The sequence below is a fragment of the Butyrivibrio sp. YAB3001 genome (assembly GCF_900112195.1).
GTDB lineage: Bacteria > Bacillota > Clostridia > Lachnospirales > Lachnospiraceae > Butyrivibrio.
In genome coordinates, this window is sequence record NZ_FOKR01000015.1 from 69,459 (window position 1) to 88,582 (window position 19,124).

At 34.3% G+C, this 19,124-nt stretch carries 16 protein-coding genes; 12 read left to right on the forward strand and 4 right to left on the reverse strand.

Annotation, left to right across the window (positions count from 1 at the left end; all coding sequences use genetic code 11):
* Window positions 1-16 precede the first annotated feature (16 nt).
* The 6 genes from BM086_RS14980 (at window position 17) to BM086_RS15005 (ending at window position 6,289) form a co-directional block, all read left to right on the forward strand.
* Entirely contained in the window at window positions 17-1,129 is a 1,113-nt protein-coding gene (locus BM086_RS14980; RefSeq protein ID WP_092328358.1) for a DegT/DnrJ/EryC1/StrS family aminotransferase, read from the forward strand.
* Between the two features lies 1 nt (window position 1,130).
* On the forward strand, window positions 1,131-2,063 hold the full coding sequence (locus BM086_RS14985) for a glycosyltransferase family 2 protein (protein WP_092328361.1): 933 nt from the start codon (window positions 1,131-1,133) through the stop codon (window positions 2,061-2,063).
* A gap of 1 nt (window position 2,064) precedes the next feature.
* A complete protein-coding gene (locus tag BM086_RS14990) occupies window positions 2,065-2,583 on the forward strand; it encodes a GNAT family N-acetyltransferase (protein WP_092328364.1) in 519 nt (172 codons plus the stop codon).
* Window positions 2,584-2,760: 177 nt separating this feature from the next.
* The gene (locus BM086_RS14995) at window positions 2,761-4,341 is read left to right on the forward strand and encodes an AAA family ATPase (RefSeq protein ID WP_092328367.1); all 1,581 of its coding nucleotides are present in this window, start codon (window positions 2,761-2,763) and stop codon (window positions 4,339-4,341) included.
* A 17-nt stretch (window positions 4,342-4,358) separates the two neighbouring features.
* Window positions 4,359-5,429: a glycosyltransferase family 2 protein gene (locus tag BM086_RS15000; RefSeq protein WP_092328372.1), complete on the forward strand. Its 1,071-nt coding sequence runs from the start codon at window positions 4,359-4,361 to the stop codon at window positions 5,427-5,429.
* A complete protein-coding gene (locus BM086_RS15005) occupies window positions 5,426-6,289 on the forward strand; it encodes an alpha-1,2-fucosyltransferase (protein ID WP_092328377.1) in 864 nt (287 codons plus the stop codon). Before BM086_RS15000 ends, BM086_RS15005 begins: the two co-directional genes overlap by 4 nt.
* Before the next feature lie 13 nt (window positions 6,290-6,302).
* Here BM086_RS15005 and BM086_RS15010 read toward each other — a convergent pair whose 3' ends face one another.
* From BM086_RS15010 to BM086_RS15025, 4 genes are all read right to left on the reverse strand, one after another.
* Window positions 6,303-7,241, reverse strand: coding sequence for a hypothetical protein (locus BM086_RS15010; RefSeq protein WP_092328381.1), 939 nt, complete (start codon window positions 7,239-7,241; stop codon window positions 6,303-6,305).
* Between the two features lie 10 nt (window positions 7,242-7,251).
* A complete protein-coding gene (locus tag BM086_RS15015) occupies window positions 7,252-8,709 on the reverse strand; it encodes an MBOAT family O-acyltransferase (protein ID WP_092328386.1) in 1,458 nt (485 codons plus the stop codon).
* A 31-nt stretch (window positions 8,710-8,740) separates the two neighbouring features.
* Window positions 8,741-10,348: an ArnT family glycosyltransferase gene (locus BM086_RS15020; RefSeq protein WP_092328392.1), complete on the reverse strand. Its 1,608-nt coding sequence runs from the start codon at window positions 10,346-10,348 to the stop codon at window positions 8,741-8,743.
* 115 nt (window positions 10,349-10,463) lie between these two features.
* On the reverse strand, window positions 10,464-12,050 hold the full coding sequence (locus BM086_RS15025; protein ID WP_092328396.1) for a hypothetical protein: 1,587 nt from the start codon (window positions 12,048-12,050) through the stop codon (window positions 10,464-10,466).
* A gap of 73 nt (window positions 12,051-12,123) precedes the next feature.
* Here BM086_RS15025 and BM086_RS15030 point away from each other — a divergent pair, with 73 nt between their 5' ends.
* The 6 genes from BM086_RS15030 to BM086_RS15055 all read left to right on the forward strand — a co-directional run bounded on the left by BM086_RS15030 (window position 12,124) and on the right by BM086_RS15055 (window position 19,101).
* Window positions 12,124-13,776, forward strand: coding sequence for a hypothetical protein (locus BM086_RS15030; protein ID WP_092328400.1), 1,653 nt, complete (start codon window positions 12,124-12,126; stop codon window positions 13,774-13,776).
* Window positions 13,777-13,858: 82 nt separating this feature from the next.
* Window positions 13,859-14,788 (forward strand): glycosyltransferase family 2 protein, encoded by a 930-nt coding sequence (locus tag BM086_RS15035; protein WP_092328404.1) that lies wholly within the window; start codon window positions 13,859-13,861, stop codon window positions 14,786-14,788.
* A 2-nt stretch (window positions 14,789-14,790) separates the two neighbouring features.
* Window positions 14,791-15,912 (forward strand): glycosyltransferase family 4 protein, encoded by a 1,122-nt coding sequence (locus BM086_RS15040; protein ID WP_175560305.1) that lies wholly within the window; start codon window positions 14,791-14,793, stop codon window positions 15,910-15,912.
* A gap of 101 nt (window positions 15,913-16,013) precedes the next feature.
* A complete protein-coding gene (locus tag BM086_RS15045; protein WP_242952231.1) occupies window positions 16,014-16,766 on the forward strand; it encodes a glycosyltransferase family 2 protein in 753 nt (250 codons plus the stop codon).
* The gene (locus tag BM086_RS15050) at window positions 16,753-18,255 is read left to right on the forward strand and encodes a hypothetical protein (protein WP_092328418.1); all 1,503 of its coding nucleotides are present in this window, start codon (window positions 16,753-16,755) and stop codon (window positions 18,253-18,255) included. The genes BM086_RS15045 and BM086_RS15050 overlap by 14 nt, the downstream gene beginning before the upstream one ends.
* A 27-nt stretch (window positions 18,256-18,282) precedes the next feature.
* The gene (locus BM086_RS15055; protein ID WP_092328422.1) at window positions 18,283-19,101 is read left to right on the forward strand and encodes a hypothetical protein; all 819 of its coding nucleotides are present in this window, start codon (window positions 18,283-18,285) and stop codon (window positions 19,099-19,101) included.
* Window positions 19,102-19,124 lie beyond the last annotated feature (23 nt).

Sequence of the window (19,124 nt, forward strand, 5' to 3'; positions counted from 1 at the left end):
GAAAAGAGAAAAGATAATGGAAAAAATAATGCAAGGTCGTATGGACCGTGGATTTCAGAAATATCAGGATGAATATGAAAAAAAGGCTTTGGAAGTACTACGATCCGGTTGGTATATACTGGGCAAAGAAGACGAAGCATTTGAAGAAGAATTTGCAAAATATGTGGGAACGAACTATTCCGTAGGTCTGGCTAGCGGATTGGATGCGCTTTGGCTTGCTTTTAGGGTTCTCGGCATTGGCGAGGGAGATGAAGTAATTGTTCAGGGAAATACTTATATAGCTAGTGTTATGGGAATTACTATTAATGGTGCGACACCTGTTTTTGTGGAGCCGGATAAGTATTACCAGATAGATGCTGATGCTATCGAGGAGAAGATTACTGACAAAACTAAGGCAATTCTTGTTGTGCATCTGTATGGACAGGCTGCAAATATGACAAAGATTACAGAGATTTGCAAGAAGTATAACCTTAGGCTTGTAGAAGACTGTGCTCAGTCACATGGTGCATGCCATGATGGGAAAATGACTGGAAGCTTTGGTGATTTTGGTTGTTTTTCTTTTTATCCATCCAAGAATATGGGAGCTTTCGGGGATGCAGGTGCGATTACAACTAATGATCCTGAACTTGCCAGGTTAATGAAAATCTATAGAAACTATGGCAGTGAGAAACGTTATCACAATATGGTAGTGGGTGCAAATTCAAGGCTTGATGAGTTGCAGGCAGGACTTCTTAGAGTCAAGCTTGCTCATATGGATGAAATAACAAAAGAGCGTGAACAATTAGCTTTAAAATATGCTGATGGTATAGACAATCCTATGGTAATAAAGCCGGAAGTTGCTGCAGGTTCAACTTCCGTATGGCATCAATATGTGCTAAGAGTGCCCGAATATCGTGACGATTTTAAGCAGTATTTGGAAGAAAATGGAATAATGACGATAATTCATTATCCTATTCCTCCACATCTTTCTGAAGCATACAAGCGTTTAGAATTAAAAGAAGGAAGTTTGCCTATTACAGAAAAGTATGCTAATGAAGTTATATCTTTGCCTATATATGCAGGTATGACGGATGAGGAGCAAAGCAGAGTAATAGAATGCATAAATAATTATAGAAAAGGCACAAAATAAGATGAAGGTATCGATTGTTATTCCGGTTTATTATAATGAGGATAATTTAAGACCGTTATATGCTGATTTAAAAGAGAAGTTTATAGAGAAGATTGATTATGACTATGAAATAGTTATGGTCAATGACGGATCAAAAGACAAAAGCTATGAAGTGATGAAGGAATTGGCAGAGCAAGATGCAAATATCAAGATTATCAGTTTGTCCCGAAACTTTGGATCCCATGCAGCATGTCTTTGTGGCCTGTCTAATTCTACAGGGGATTGTGCAATAATAAAGGCAGCAGATTTACAGGAGCCAACAGAACTATTACTTGATATGATTGATAGTTGGAAGATGGGAAACAATGTAGTTCTTGCATGCCGTGAAGGACGTGAAGAAAGTAAGGGACAGGTGGGGTTTGCAAACCTGTATTACTGGATTGTTAGAAAGACTTCACTTCCCAATATGCCCAAGAATGGATTTGATATTTATCTTTTGGACAGAAAAGTGATAAATGTTTTAGATAGTCTCGATGAGAAGAATAGTGCAATTACAGGCCAGATTTTGTGGAGCGGGTTTAAGACAGGAATTGTATATTATACAAGAAAAGCAAGAGAAATAGGAACAAGCAAATGGACTTTGAAAAAGAAAATAAGGCTTGTTTCTGATACTCTGTTTAGTTTTTCAACATTGCCGATTAGAGCGTTGGAAATGGTCGGATGCCTATCTATAATAGTGGGCTTTATATGGGCAATTGTGGTTCTGATTGCAAAACTTACCGGTAGTATACATGTTAGTGGATTCACTACCTTATTTTTATTTAATTTGCTAAGTTTTGGAGTGACAATGATGTCTATGGGTATTTTGGGTGAATATCTATGGAGGACTTTTGATGCTTCAAGAAAAAGACCTCCGTACATAATAGAGGAAGAGAATAGAAAAGAAGAACGATAATATGGTAACGTTAAGAGAATTAAAAGAAAAAGATGCGCCGTTAATGCTCGAGTGGATGCATGATAAGGATATTCAGAAAGGTTTTAAAAAGAATATGAATGGACAGACATTGGATAATGCTGTCCGTTTTTGCAAAGCTGAAAAAATACCCGATAATATTTCTTCTGGGCAAAGTGTTCATTTTGCAATTGTTGATGAGAATGATGAATATCTTGGAACAATTAGCTTAAAAGAAATTGATCTTGAAAATGAAAATGCAGAGTATGCTATAGTTTTAAGAAAAAAAGCGCAAGGTAATGGAATAGCAACAGAAGCAACGAGATTAGTGCTTGATGCGGCTTTTAAAAAATATTGTCTTCATAGGGTTTATTTGACAGTTTTAGCAGATAATAAAAGTGCAATAAAACTATATGAAAGATGTGGTTTTAAGCTTGAGGGCGAGTTTAGAGAACATCTCAAGATAAATGGGAAATATGTTAATTGGAAGTGGTATGGTATTTTAAGGCAAGATTTCCAATGAAGGTCGATAAAGTAAAGCAAGTATTGAAAATATATATATTAAATCAAATTTTAATTTTTCCACGGAATTATATCCGCCGCAATTCTGAGCTATACCTGGACATTTTCAAATTGTAGGATCAGAAAAATAGACGATGTATTTTTATAAGCTGTGGAATTATAGCTAAAAGGAGCAACAATGGGAATATACTTTAATCCTGGAAATGAGAATTTTAAATCAATATTGAATGGGATATATGTTGATAAGACAGGTCTTATCGACATTATTAATAATACCATTGACACTCCTGATAAACTGACATGTATCAGTCGACCACGTAGATTTGGCAAATCATATACAGCCAAGATGCTTTCCGCATATTATGATAAAAGTTGTGATTCAAGAGAACTGTTTAGATATCTCGAAATAGAAAACAAGACTTCCTTTGAAAAATATTTAAACAAGTTTAATGTGATTTATCTTGATATTACGGGGTTTATATCAAGCGTATCTGACATTGATAAGGTTGTAGAAACAATTCGTAAATCTATAACTGATGAGCTTAAAGATGAACATCCTGATGTTCATTATTCCTCATTAGGAGAATTATTGATTGGTATTAAAGAAAAAACTAACAATAAGTTTTTCTTTATTATAGATGAGTGGGATGCTTTATTTAGGGAATGCAAGGAAAAAGAAGCATTACAGGAAGAGTATATTAAGTTTCTGAGAGAGCTGTTTAAAAACGGAAATATTACGGATCGTGCAATAGCGGGAGCATTTATGACTGGAATTTTACCCATAAAAAAATATGGTCATCAGTCTGCTATTTCTGATTTTCGGGAATATACTATGCTTCAACCATCAATTTTTGCAGAGTATGTAGGCTTTACCAAGTGGGATATTGATGTACTTTCGCAAAAGTATACAGTTAATAAGTCAAAATTAAAAAAGTGGTATGATGGTTATTCTTTTGATAAGGTTGCAGAGATATATAATCCGAATTCTGTATGCCAGGCTGTAAGGACGGGAGTATTTGATTCTTATTGGTCAAAAACAGAGACATATGAGGCATTATTGAGCTACATTAATATGGATGTAAATGAATTACAGGCAGATTTGATCCAAATGATTGGTGGAAATGAGATGCCGGTTGATACAGCGACGTTTCAGAATGATATGACTTCAATTCAGGGAAGGGATGATGTGCTTTCTCTTTTGATTCATTTGGGGTATTTAGCATTTGATAGTAAAACTAATAAGGCAAGAATTCCTAATGAAGAAATCAGAAGAGAGTTTGTAAGTACTGTTCGTAAGGATAGTCATAAGGTAACCAATAGAATAATACTATCTTCAGATCAGCTCATTATGGATACGATTGAATGTAATGAGGACGCTGTGGCTAGAGCTATTCAGAATGCTCATGATGCAGGGACGTTTGGAGTGGCTCCACTTTTTTATAATGATGAGCAGGCACTTAGAGCAGTAGTTAAATTTGCGTATATCAGTTGTGCAAATAATTATATGAAGTTGGAAGAATTACCTTCCGGTCATGGATATGCTGATATAGTGTATATTCCGTTTCAAGTATCAAATTTGCCTATATTATTGATCGAACTAAAGGTTAATGATTCAGCTGAAGGTGCAATATCCCAAGTAAAAGAGCGAAATTACCCCAAGATATTTGAGAATTTGGATGGAGAGTTGCTTATGTGCGGAATAAGCTATGATTCTAAGACTAAAAAACATGAGTGCAAGATAGAGAAAGTCGAATTGTAAAATATGGTAATGAAAAAATGACAGAGTTGGTTTCTGTAGTAATGTCTGTATATAATGCAGACGTATATCATCTTAAAAGATCAATAGACAGTATATTAGGTCAAACATATTCTAATCTTGAATTTATTATTATTAATGATGGTGCAGACGCTGATTGTATTAAGTATATTGAAAGTGTTGGCGATTCAAGGATTAAACTAATCCATAACGCGCATAATATTGGGCTTGCAGCATCACTTAATAAAGGAATTGAGATTGCCCAAGGCAAGTACATTGCAAGGATGGATGCTGATGATTATTCTTTACCTGAACGTATATCTGAGCAGGTGAAGTATATGGAGGAGCATGAGAATGTTGATGTTCTTTCTTGCATCTCTCTGGATATTATGAACGGAAAGATATGTGGTGGTATTGGTGGAGCATATTCAAAGTTCGATAATGAAGACATTAGGATTGAATTGTCGTTGGCACCCAAAACTTTTCCTCATCCTGCAGTAATGTTCAGAACTGAGTTTTTGAAATTACACAAATTAAAATATGATGAAAAATTTATGAGAGCTCAGGATTACGATATGTGGGCAAGGTGTTCTTTATATGGCACATTGGATTCTTTGCAGGAACCTCTTTTATTATATGATAAAGGTGATGACATTTCGGATAGACCAAGTGAAAAACAGGTTTATTATTCAAATCTAACAAAACTTAAGTGTCTAAAACGATTATTGCCGGATGCTACAGGGAATCAACAAGAGCTATATATCCATATGAGAGACATGGATATGACTGGTAACGTGGCAGATAACCTGTTGCTTGTTCGGGAATTAGTAAATGCGAATAAAAGACTTAGAGTTTATGACAGGCATAAATACTCATCCATAATATATTTTTGGTGGGGGAGAAAGATGATGTATCCTGAGAATAGGCTGTATTTAGGCGGATTTTTGCGACATCCTTTGTTTATTATTCATGTTATATGCGCATATATTGAAAGGTTTCCAAGACATTTGCTTCAAAAAAGGTATGAAAAGAAAATGTTGTACAAGTTTCAGAAAGATGTGCAGGTGAGAATAGGAGAAAAGTTAGCTTGATTATTGTAAATTTGGTTGGGGGATTAGGAAATCAGATGTTTCAATATGCTTTTATGCGTGATTTGGAACATGTGGGAAAAAATGTAATTCTTCATAGAGATTATACGGATGAGACAATAAAAAATCTAAAGTATAATGAGATTTTTGATGTATTTGGAATTGAAAGAAAGTATGTTTCTCATGATGAAGCGGTTCGATTTTTGGGCTATAACAGGCCTATAAAGAAGCTTTTATATCAGCATTTTCATATCACTAGTAAAAGGCACATTCAAGAAAAAGACCGTGGAAAATATAGTCGTGAGTATTATAAATATGATGATGGATACTTTGATGGTTATTGGCAGTCGTACAAATATTTTTCTGACATCCAATTAGATATTCAAAGAGTATTCACACCGGTTCTTAAGCCAAATAAAAAGTGCCAAGATATGATAGAGAAAATACAAAAGGATGATTCTTCTGTGGCGGTTCATATGAGACTTGGTGACTATACTACAGAGGTGAATCGAAAGATTTACGGTGATATATGCACACCGGCTTATTATAAGGCTGCTTTTGAATATATGCAAAGTCACATTGTTAGTCCTGTGTTTTATGTTTTTTCAAATGATCTTAGTGCAGCAAAATCCTTTTTTAACGATGAAAAAGTGGTTTTTGTGGATTGCAACGACATTTCAGAGGCATGGGCTGATATGCATCTGATGTCTTTGTGCAAAAACAATATTATTGCTAATAGCTCCTTTAGTTGGTGGGGAGCGTATCTAAACAAAAACAAAGACAAGATAGTTGTAGCACCTGCAAAATGGAAGAATACAGATGAAATGCCGGATATTTGTCCTTCCGATTGGATCAGGATATGAACATCATAAAAGCTCACGGGATGACGTGAGCTTTTTTTAAATCATCGATAAGTAATTCGGTTCTTACTTTTTCACCAATTGTACTGCAATGGTATTTTCCGTTAGACATTAGTTCATCTTCAAAAAAGTAGTCTTCTGGATTGCTGATATATGGGATTCCAATTTTATCTTCTTCTTGAAGCTTTAGATTCTGAAATTCCTGGTAATCACTACCAATGGCTTTTTTTAGAACAGGAGGTGATACAAAATATATTTGTGCCCCTTTAGATTCAACATATTTTTTGTACTTTTTGAGATATGTTATGGCATTATCTGATATTTTTACGTTTGTTAAGTCTATTTCAGAATATAATTCTTTATTATTCTCATAATCCATTTCATATTCGCGTTCCATGGTCATTTGACAGGTGTGGTCGTCAAAGGCATCTCTGGAGTATATTCCATGTGCCTCCTGAAATGTGGCTTTTGTCTCAGCAAATATAAAGAGATATCCTATAAAATCTTTCCAATGATTTATTGGTATATGTTTGTACATATCAATGTTTTCATCTATCCCGGTCATTATAAGGTCTTGTCCTAGATGATCAAATCCTTCTTCCCAACCATATTCATAGCCTAGTAAAACGATGTCTCCGGGATTTATGTTTTCTTTTGCCAGTTCAGAGTAGAATAAATGGCCAAAACCTGCATGGAGCCCGAGGTTAGCAACTTTATAGCCGGTTTGTTCTTCCAGCATATTCTGATCAAGTCCAAATGAAGATGAACTGCCGGAGACAATAATAATCTTTGGTTCATTTGTAGTTTGGAGTATTCGGTATTTATCTACTATCATGTTCTGATAAGAAGAATGAAACGTTCCCTTGGGAAAGCAGATTATACCCAGAACAGTGGTTGGAATAATAATTAAAACCATAATGATAGTTACTATAATAAATTTAAAATATTGTTTCATAAGTATGCTCCTAAAAACGGAAATATAGGAATTGCGTATCGATACTGGCATCTGTAGCTAATGCTCCAAATATGCAAATGGATATTATAACGGCTATTGACAGGCATTGAAAAAAGAAAGGCTGCGTTTGAAAAGTACGGAATATATTATATTTTTCTTGCCGTTTGATCTGTGTGTTGCAAAAAATAAGCGTAGTTATTGCGGTGACAAAGGTTGCGGTTATAGTTCCGGCGATGTTGAATAAAGCAGGATCAAACACGCTTATAAAGTTGAAAAGCAGTATCTTTTTACATATTTTTATTCCGTCACTTATACCGGAATTGAAGAATACCCAAGAAAGAGTAACCAAAATAAAGACCAAACCTCGCCTGAGTAGCACAATACTTGCTGAATTTTCATCAACATTCATTTTTTGGTAAATACTATGCTTATATGGTTTGAGGACAAGTCCAATAATTACAAATGCCCAGTTTAGTATGCCCCATACTACAAAGTGCCAGTATGGACCATGCCAAAGACCACTAACGAAGAATATAATAAACATGTTTATATATTTACGTAATGGACCTCTTTTATTACCACCTAGAGGGATATAAATAATATCTTTAAACCAGTCATTCAAACTGGTATGCCATCTGTTCCAAAACTCAGCAGTACTTTTTGACAGGTATGGATTATTAAAATTCTTCCCAACATCGATTCCCAGTAACATACCTATTCCACGTGCCATATCTGAATAAGAAGAAAAATCTGCATATATGTATAATGAAAAACACATGGCACCAATAAGAATTTCAGCAGAAGAATGGTTTGCATAGTCAGTAATGATATTTGAATGGATTAGATTTAACCTGTTGGCAACCATGATTTTTTCAAATGCGCCCCAGATAAAAAGGAGAGTTCCTTTTTGTGCCAGGTCATAGGTGAAATCTCTTGGCTTTGATATCTGAGGCAAGAGATTTCGGGCTTTTTGAATTGGACCTGAAAGAACTGTGGGAAAAAAGGCTACAAAAGAAGCATATTTAATTATATTTTTTTCAGGATTGATATTGTTATGATAAACATCGTAAAGATAGGTGATTGCCTGGAAGACCATGAAGGAAAGTCCGACAGGCAATATAATATCTATATCTGCATTAAAAAGGTGTTTGGATAGTAATACCTCAATAACTTTATTGATGTTAGAAACGATGAAATTCGTATATTTGAACACGGCTAAAACGAAGATTTCCATTAAAAAGAAGAAATGAAAAGCAGTTTTCGACTGTCGCTTTCCTATAGAAAGCCCACCTATATACGAAATTAGTGTGACAAGAACTAATACCAGCAACATCTTGGGATTTAAATATCCATAGAATATATAACTTCCTGTGAATAAGATAATGTAGCGATATTTAGCCGGGACAATATAATAAACTGTAATAAATATGATAAAAAAAACACCAAAAATAAGGCTTATATAATTCATTTGAAACCTCAAAACGATATAAATTTGATTTTTATTGATTTATATATTTAACATTACGAAGGTCAAAGATATATATGTCATAAGCACCGGTAATGGCTCCATTTCTTAATTTATTTATTCCTTCGAGATAGTTTTTACATAGAAATAAGTCATTGTAACTGTGAATTATTCCGTTCGTTGGTAGAAAGAAAATATCAGGATAATCAACAGTTGCTTTATAAATACATAAATCTTTTAAATTATATCTTTCCATCTGGCCATTCCAAAAAGCACGACTCGCACAGATCAGATAATCAACATCCATAATTTTGTATGTTTCACCATCTCTGACAGTTAATGCATCATCTAGTTCCCACCATACAGCATGTTCCTCATTGTGTACGAATCCGCCTAATTCAAAGGCAGTATAGAAGGTTGAACCGGCATTATCTGTGGTGATGCCATTCTCATTGCAGTATTTTGCTTGGACTGAGCAGACATCCTGTTCTGTTCGTCTAGCGCATTCAGTAACGAAAACTGATGCTAATAATAATTCCGTGGCGATAATAAGACCAAATGCTGCTGAAATGAAACTGAAAACAGTGCTACGTTTGCTAAAAATGTATGCAAAGAATAGTGCAATTAACATTATTTCCATTAGATATAGTTCAAGTCCCCAACGCAGAAAAGCACGGTTAAGAAGGCATAAAATGGCAACTTTGATTACACCAAGAATTATTACTAAAAAACGTTTGTCTTTTAATTTGAAAATAACTATTATTCCGCCAAGCATGGCAAGAATGTATAGGATTCCACCGATATGCATATATCCGCATTGAACATAATCTATTAAATTATTTATGTATGGAGGTTTTTGGTCTATGTTTTTGTATTTCGCTATATCAAAAAAATTATTAACAAGAACCAAAGGCCCCTCTTTTATAATATTGGGGGATATTAGTATTATTGAAATCAGATATGCTGAAATTGTTTCTAAGCCTCTGATAAAAAAGTCTTTGAAACTTTTTGAATATAGCAGTATGAAAAGAGCAATAAGTATTGTTGTGGCCCCTCCGTGATATTTTTCCATTGTGGCAAATGCGGCTACAAACGCCATTAAAAACATATATATTTTTTTCTGTGCTTCTGAATATTTTAGTGCAAGAAACATAGTCAAAGCACCGCATAGACATACATTTATGTCGCCGGTCACCTGTTTGGATATGATTATCATCTGAGGGGATATGGCAAGTAATAACGCACATATCGTTCCCCAATGTTTGAAAAGATAATTACCGATAAGAAAAACGATAGCAATAGTTAATACACCAGCAATAGCAGTGGTAATCCTGCATACATAATATTGATCTGCATGGTCAAGACTGATACTTGTGCCGGTCAATTTTCTATGCACTAAGATTATAAATGCATTTATTTTGGCAAATGACTGTGCGGGATAGTAAAAAGTATTGTATGTGAACTTTTTTGCTGCGGCCATTTCGACAGCTGGTTGTACCATCCAGATCTCATCAGGTTGATGTATCCCATATCCGCCCCAATCATAGCCAACAATTCTTAGAATGGCGCCTATTATCATTGATATGATAAGTGTAACGATGTCTATTATATTGGAAGTGTATCTTTTTGCTTTTGAGTTCATAATATCCCCGAAATTAAGTATATTTTTTAATGAGCGCACTTTATTATACGGCTTTTAGATCTATAAATCTATGAAATCTTGAAAATGAATGAAGAATAATTCAAGTAACTAAGCATTAGTATAAGAAAATATCATAGTATGTGAATTCTGAAGGCTCATTGGCATTATTACAATCTGCAATAAAAGAGAAAAGGATGCTTATTACGCCTGAAATATCTCTTAAATCAATGGTGTATGTGTGAACAGAATCATCATAATTGAAATCATTTTCTCTAATTTGTGTAAGGATGTTTCCATCCTTGTCATATATGTATATTGCTGGAATTCCAACTCCACATTTTTTCTTCCCCTTAAAAACCAGATAATTGTAGCATTCTTCCTTAGTCATGTTTATAAGCGTTATGTTATTTTGATGATTGTATAAGAATGCTCCAACTGAATCTATATCATCAGGAATTTTTGTTACAGAACATATAATACGGATATTTTGGTTATCAGGGGCTGTTGTAATTGGATTGTTAGGCGAATACAAGGATGCTTTGTATCTGCTGATTTCAACGGATGGAAATCCTGTTAGTTCTTCGTTAAGCAATGCCCCGGCAAAAAAATCATATTCATAGTCCGGTTGATTGTTTAATATAGGATAATCAAAGGAACTGATTATTTCATATTCATGCTTTAGTCTGGTAGAATAGTTTTTATCAGTAAGTCTATACTGATCATCCTTCATCCATTTTAGGATGAGACTATTTATCCAATTACCATAGTGGTTATTGTCTCTATAATTGTTTAAGTCAGATGTTATATCGATTCTTTCATTAAATGAAAAAAGATGGATGTTTGTATGTGGAACAATCAATTCTGTCGCATACTGTAGAGCTTCAAATTGCTTATGAAAATCGTTTTCTTCATAGTGGGTATACCAGTATAAAACACTGTATGGTGGGTAAAAATAATAAAAATCAATGTCTGGATTTTTATCAGCAAGGTCAGTGACGTTTTGAGTAATATTTTTATAGATTATTTGCTTTTCTTCAAAAGACAGATGCGTGTCTTCTGGATTATTGGGACTTATTAAACTGAATGTTTTGGGAGTTGGTATAACAGCATTTTTTCCATGTGCCCATAGATTTGATAAACTATACTCAAATGAGGTTATTCCGGGGGCAAAAGCATCGCTACGTGTTTCATCTATCATTGAAATTGTTGATTCTAATACATCGCGATTGAGTAAATATTCAACATCATTAAAGGGATTTTTATCATAAAGATAATATGGAAATGTTCCGAGATCTGTTCTCATGGCATTGGCATCCATGATTATATGTGTCATGTCCAAGCTTCGGATTACTATCTTTATATTAGGATTGGCATCGATGGCTCTTATTAAATTATCATTTATTTCTTTATATGTGGCACCGGAATATGGAACTTTAATAAATTGTCCGCCAAAAAGTTTTTCTGCCTCAGATGGTTTGAAGTATTCCGTCATGGATGTGCCTGTGATTATTCCGTCATAATCAAAATGTTTGCTGATGCCATCATTCTGTTCACGCTGGCTGTTGATAGTATAAAAAAATTTTTGAGACAGAGGTTTATGGTAATGAAAAAGGGGATCTACATGATAAATCAAGACACAAATAATTATAAATGCAGTTGCTACCAGAACACTCCAGTAAATAAGCCATTTTTTAGAATTCATATTACTCCGATTATGATGATATAATTATAAAAATATAATATAATATAAATCTTGGGGAGAATAAAATCAATAAATGAACAGATTATTTGACATATTGTACTCATTGGCTGAAAAGATAATTACTATTATCTTTTCCATAATAATTATATACTTACTGATTTTAGCAGGTTTTTCTACTACAAATGTAGAGCTTCATACAGAACATGTATTACTAGGCAAAGATTCAATTGGTTTGAATTTGCTCGTGCTGATAGCCTTTATACTGATAGCCTACATTGCGAAAAATAAGGCACCGGCTATAAAGCAACTAATAAAAGATATTAATTCACAAAAAAAGTTATATTTGATATGCCGAAATGTTTTATTGGCAGTTACAACTGTATTTGCATTAGCCTTCGTCTTTGTGGCACATAAAGAAGCAATTGGAGATCAGCATGACGTATGCGATGTGGCCTATGCATTTCGGATGAATGATCTATCTATATTTGAACCCGGAGCATATGCAAATGAACATCCGCACCAATTCGGTATAGAAATATTTATTTATTGCTTAAGTTTTCTGGTTGGTAATTATAATTACTTGGCATTTCAGGTGCTGAATATTGTGGCACTTCTGATGATTTATCTGGTATTCGAATTCTTTGCGGAATACTATGGAGCAAGTAATATTACTAAACTTGCAGTGATATGTTTTTCTGTTGTCTTTATTCCGGGACTTATGTACACTACATTTGTATATGGGACACTTATTGGGCTGTGCTTTTCGCTCTATGCCACGAAAAATATATTATTATTTCAAAAAACATTAAAGTACATATATGTTTTGTGGACTGTGATATGCTCAGTTTTTGCGGTATCGTTAAAGAGCAATTATATGATTTTTTTAATTGCAAATGTATTCTTATGTATTCTTATACTACTTAAAAATCGGAAACTTAGATTTGGCGTTATAGCAATTTTGCTATTATTTGTCCTTCTTTTTAATACAAAGCTGATGTATACAATAACCCAAGGAATAACAGGATTGGAGCCTGGACCTGGTTCATCAAATCTTTCGTATGTTGCTATGGGACTTCAGGAAAACGAAGGGCTGTTTGATGGTTGGTGGAATTTTTACAATACCAGATCATACATGGATGCTGATTATGATTCAGTTAAGCAGACTGAATTGGTAAAAGAATATATTTCAGGAAGAATTAAAGAGTTTCAAGGAAATCCACGTATGGCACTCAGATTTTTTGCAGGTAAGAATGCTTCACAGTGGAATAACCCTGATTTTGAGGTTTTTTGGGTGAACAGCGTGATGCCGGAAAGATGGGGGTATACTGAGTTAAAAGAAAGGATAGCTGCAGATAAAATACTCAGTATTCTTTTTGAGGCATTAAATTACTATCAGTTTATCATCCTTACGGGTGTTTTAATGTATGTCCTATTGGTGGATAAAAAAGAAGTATACTTATTATTCGCAATGGTATTTATCGGAGGGTTTTTATTTCATACATTTTGGGAGGCAAAGGCACAGTATACTTTGCCGTATTTTATGTTATTATTACCTTTGTCATGTATAGGATATAGGAATCTTATCACTGAGATGATTTGTGAAAATAGCAAGCTTCAAACGAAAAGACTGCAATTATCAGTAGTTATTTTTCTATTGTTTATTACTATAATAAAATTTGGTAATTTTAGTTTGTTAAGCGATATCTTTTGTCAGATACGTGGGTAATTTAGTTATGAGAAAGCTTTAACTATAATATCCAAGTTAGGAAAGACGAATAATTAAAAGAATATATTATGGAGTGAAAAAAATGTGCAAAATTAGTTTTGTTATTCCCTGTTATAGGTCAGAGAACACTATTGCGGGAGTTATCGATGATATAAAAACAGCTATGGCTAAGCTCAAAAAATTCAGCTATGAGGTAGTACTGATAAACGACTCATCTCCGGATAAAACGGTAAATGCTATTGAGGCGCTGGTAGAACAGAACGATAATATACTAGGTATTGATATGACCAAGAACTTTGGTCAGCATGCAGCACTTATGGCGGGATTTCATTTTGCAAGTGGTGATTATGTGATCTGCCTTGATGATGATGGGCAGACGCCTCCTGCGGAAGCTTATAAGCTTATTGAAAAGCTTGATGAAGGGTATGATGCTGTTTATGCAAGATACAGGCACAAAAAGCATTCATCATTCAGAAACTTTGGAAGCCAGATGAATGAGTTTATGGCAGAAAAAATGCTTGGTAAGCCACATGATCTGTATGTTTCAAGCTATTTTGGCATAAGAAGAAATATCGTCGATGAGATACTTCGCTATGAGAATCCATTCCCATATGTTATAGGACTTGTCCTTCGTTCTACATCCAGGATTTGCAATGTCGATGTTGAGCATAAAGAAAGAACAGTTGGAACTTCCGGGTATTCACTGTCTAAATTGATTTCGCTTTGGATGAATGGTTTTACGTCATTCTCAGTTAAACCGCTTAGAATTGCCACATATGCAGGTGTGACTACAGCTATTGCCGGCTTTTTGTTCTTTATTTACGTACTTATTGTGAAGTTTTCTCATAATCCGAATACTCCGCTTGGATGGACATCGATCATGTCAATGGTGCTCATAATTGGTGGAATGAATCTCATGGTGCTTGGCATGATAGGGGAATACATTGGGCGAATGTATATCAGTATGAATAATTCGCCACAATATGTCATAAGAAAAGTAATAAAGAAATGAGTATGAAAAGAAAAGTAGCTATTTTAACCAATATTCCATCCCCATACCGTGTAGATTTTTTTGCGTATTTGCAAAAAAACTTTGCAGATTATGAGTTCCACATAATATTTCAAGCTGGGAATGGCGCTTCTTTCAGGGAATGGGAAGATGATACAGATAAACTAAGTGACGTTCATTTTCTTGACGGAAAGGCAGTGGCTGATAGGAATACCAAATCAGATAAGAAGGAATTCTTTTTAACAAGAGGCGTTTCAGATGTGTTAAAAGAGATTGCTCCTGACGTATGCGTGATTTCCGAGTATAATCAGACAGCGATTCAAATGAGAAGCTTTTGCACTAAAAATCATATTCCGTATGTTTCCTGGACTGATGGGACGATACATTCGGAGAGGAATCTTCATTTTTATCACAGGCTTGCAAGAAAGTATCTGATAAGCAGGGCAGCAGCTTATATTGCAAGTTCTCAGGACTCTGCCGACAATCAGATTAGTATGGGAGCTGATCCAAAGAAAATATCGATAAGTGAACTTGCGGTTGACATCCATCAGTTTGATGGTCGAGGAACAAACTATGATCCTGATGGTTATTTACTTGCTGTTGGAGGCCTCATAGAGAGAAAAGGAATAGATTTACTCTTAAGAGCTTTGGAAAAATGCAAGGATTTAAACTGGAACCTTCATCTTGCAGGCACAGGCGATGCTAAAGAGGATATAGTCAAACTTTCTGAAGAACTTGGAATAAATGACCGCATTGTTTATAGAGGTTATCTTAAGGGCGAAGATTTGATAAAAGAATATGAAGGCAGCAGCTTGTGTGTGTTTCCAACAAGAGAGGACTGTTTTGGGCTTGTGCCTTTGGAAGCAATGTGCTGCGCAGTCCCTGTTCTTGGGGCCAAGTTTGCTGCGAGCAGTAGAGATCTGATTGTGGATGGAAAGACTGGATACGTTATTGATCCATTCGATACGGATTCTTTTGCATCAGTAATAAGATTGACGTTGTCAAATAAAGAGAAGCTTGCGGAGATGTCTAAAGCCTCTAAAGAGGCGTCATTAAAATATGATTTTAAATATACTTCCTTAGGTTATATCGAAGCTATAGAAAAGGCAATTTTGAATTCAAAGTAAAGATGAACGATAATCTATTTGCAGTGATAAAGTTAATTATCCTGTATACTATGTTGGCACAAAATTGATAAGAAAGTCATTATTGGAATAAAAACATTGATATGAAAAGTGGAGGAAAAATGGATTCGTTATATATTGTAATGCCTGCTTACAATGAGGAAGAGAATATAGAAAATGTTGTTAAGCAATGGTATCCCAAATTATTGTTAGCAGATAAAGCCAGATCAAAAATGGTAATTGCTGACAATGGAAGTACTGATAGGACGCATGAAATCCTGCTTTCTATGATAAAATCGGGGGGGTACAGCAATCTGGAAATATTAGAAAACACAGGTAAGCAACATGGGCCTAAAGTAATTGCATTGTATAAAGAAGCAATTAACTCGGGAACGGATTATATTTTCCAGACAGATTCTGATGGTCAGACTAGCCCAGAGGAATTTGATGACTTTTGGGCAAGAAGAAATGAATATGAAGCAATTATTGGAAAGAGATTAGTTCGTGAAGATGGAAGAAGCAGAGCTTTTGTGGAAAATGTAGTTTGTCTATTACTTAGATTTTATTTCCATGTGAGTATTCCTGATGCTAATGCCCCATTTCGTCTAATGAAATCATCTTTGATAAAGAGATATATTTCATGTTTCGATGATGATTACGGACTGCCTAATATAATGTTAACAACATATTTCTCAAAATATAAAGAGAATGTTGTTTTCAGAGAAATTAGTTTTAAAGCAAGGCAGCTTGGTACTAATTCTATCAATATACCTAAAATCGTCAAAATTGGAATTGAAGCATGTGGTGATTTTCATAGATTTAAAAAGGAAATGGAGAAAATGGATGCTAAGGGATAAGCTATTTGTTTTTAGGAAAAATGTTGGGAAAGAGAATATTATTGGCATCTTGTTTTCATTTGTATTAGTTCTGCTATTTGGATTTAATAGCCCACTTCATCCATGGATTGGTAGGGAAGCGGCAACGGATTCAAGCGTGTTTAAGACAGTAGCACTAATGATGGAACATGGGTATATGCCATATAAGGATTCTTTTGACCATAAAGGACCACTTCTTTATATTATAAATTTTTTAGGGGACATGATTTCGCAGTATAGAGGCGTTTGGGCTATAGAAATGATTTCTTTGGCAGTGACGATATTTATGATGTATAAGATATCAAGAATGTCTTCTAGTATTATTTCATCTTTTTTTTCAGTCGTAGTATCCTTTTCACTACTTTTTAAGTTTTTTAAAGGTGGAAACCTTGTTGAAGAATATGCTATGCCATTAATTGCAATTTCGACCTATATATTTATTGATTATTTAAAAAATAATATTATTTCTTTAGCTCGAATAATAATAGCAGGAGCTTGTTTTGGCATGACATTGATGCTGAGACCTAATATGATAGCAATTTGGATTGTGTATTGTATTTCGATATTGATTTTTTTACTTATTCAGAAGGAATATAAGATATTATGGCGTTACTTATTGCTCTTTTTATTAGGAATAATAATAGTGATAATGCCTATTTTACTATGGCTTGTATTAAATCAGGATTTATCGTTTTTTCTGCAGGATTATATTATTTTTAATTTTAAATATAGTAGTGCTACTTTAAATAACAAGTGGGAATGTGCAATAGTTTTCTTTGAAAACTTGGTTTATGTTATAGCAATGGTGAGTATGGCATATCATACTATCAAAAATGCTAATCTTTTAAATGTGTCATATATGTGCTATCTACTGTTGACCGTTTTTATGATAGCAATGGGGGGAGCTCCATATGAGCATTATGGCATGGTAATGGTGCCTGCTGTAGCATATCCATTAAGTCTTTTATTTGAAGAAATTGAAAATATAGAAGATAAACAGACAGAAAAGGTAGTATATTTTCTTACAACCATGTTTCTGATATGTGAGATTATAGCAAATGATTGGATGGAATTGATTAAATGGATACCGGCAGACTATGTGAATAGAAATGAGAATAACAGAACCGAGGCTGTGGAACATGCAGTGGAACTTATTGATGTTCTCACTGATGAAGATGATTTAATTACGGTATATGGTAATTTTGATATCATTTATGTCTTAAGCAACAGGAAGCATGCAACAAGGTATTCATATCAGTATCCGATTAGATGGGTAAGAAATGAGATTATCGAAGAGTATTTTAATGAATTACAAGAAGAAATGCCTAAGATTGTTGTTGTTGAAAAAAATCGATATGATGAAGAAATAGATGAGTTTATAAATAATAATAAATACAGTATTGTTTATGCAGAAAACAATGAAGAAAAAGAAAGTGGACTACAGGTATTTTCAAGAATACAAGAGGAATAATATTTTTGATAAAAGGAGCGTATAGTTTTGATAACATGTATAAGTTACGGAGATAGGAAGTACTATAATGCTGCTAAATTTAATTTAGAAACAGCAAAGATGCATGGGGCAGATAGGACTATTCTATATGGACAAAAAGACCTGCCGTTGAGTTTTAAACTTAAGAATTGGTGCATATATTATAGAATTCATTTTCCTGGTATTAGGCCTGTATGGCGAGGGGCTGGTTATTGGATATGGAAGTCATATATTATCTTAAAAACGTTAGAAAACATGAACGATGGCGATTATTTACTTTATTCGGATGGTGGTTCTGTTTATGTGAATGATATTCAGTACCTTATCGATGTTCTAAATAGGGATAAGTTAAACTATATGGTTTTTACAACACTTCAAATAGAAAAAAACTATTCTAAGAGAGATGCATTTATTTTGTTAGATGCTGATTCGCCAGAATATACTGATTCTATTCAACGATTAGGTGGATTTTGGGTGATTAAGAAGTGTGCAGAGAGTATTTCTTTTGTAAGTGAATGGCAAAAAGCCTGTTTGGACCCAAGAATTATTTCCGATTCTCCAAACAAACTAGGTAAAGATAATTATCCGGGGTTTGTGGAGAACAGGCATGATCAGACAGCACTTAGCCTGATTGCCAAAAAGCATCATTTTCCGGAGTACAGAGACCCATCCCAGTGGGGCAATAATACAGATGAGTGGAATAAGGAAATCTTAGACAGGAGTACCTATCCTCAGATCTGGTATTGTACAAGAAATCCGGAGATAGATTCAATGGAGATATTTAAAGAAAACGTACCGGATCCATTTGTGAATCCATACGAAGAATGAAGACGATAAAATGGTTGCGAAAA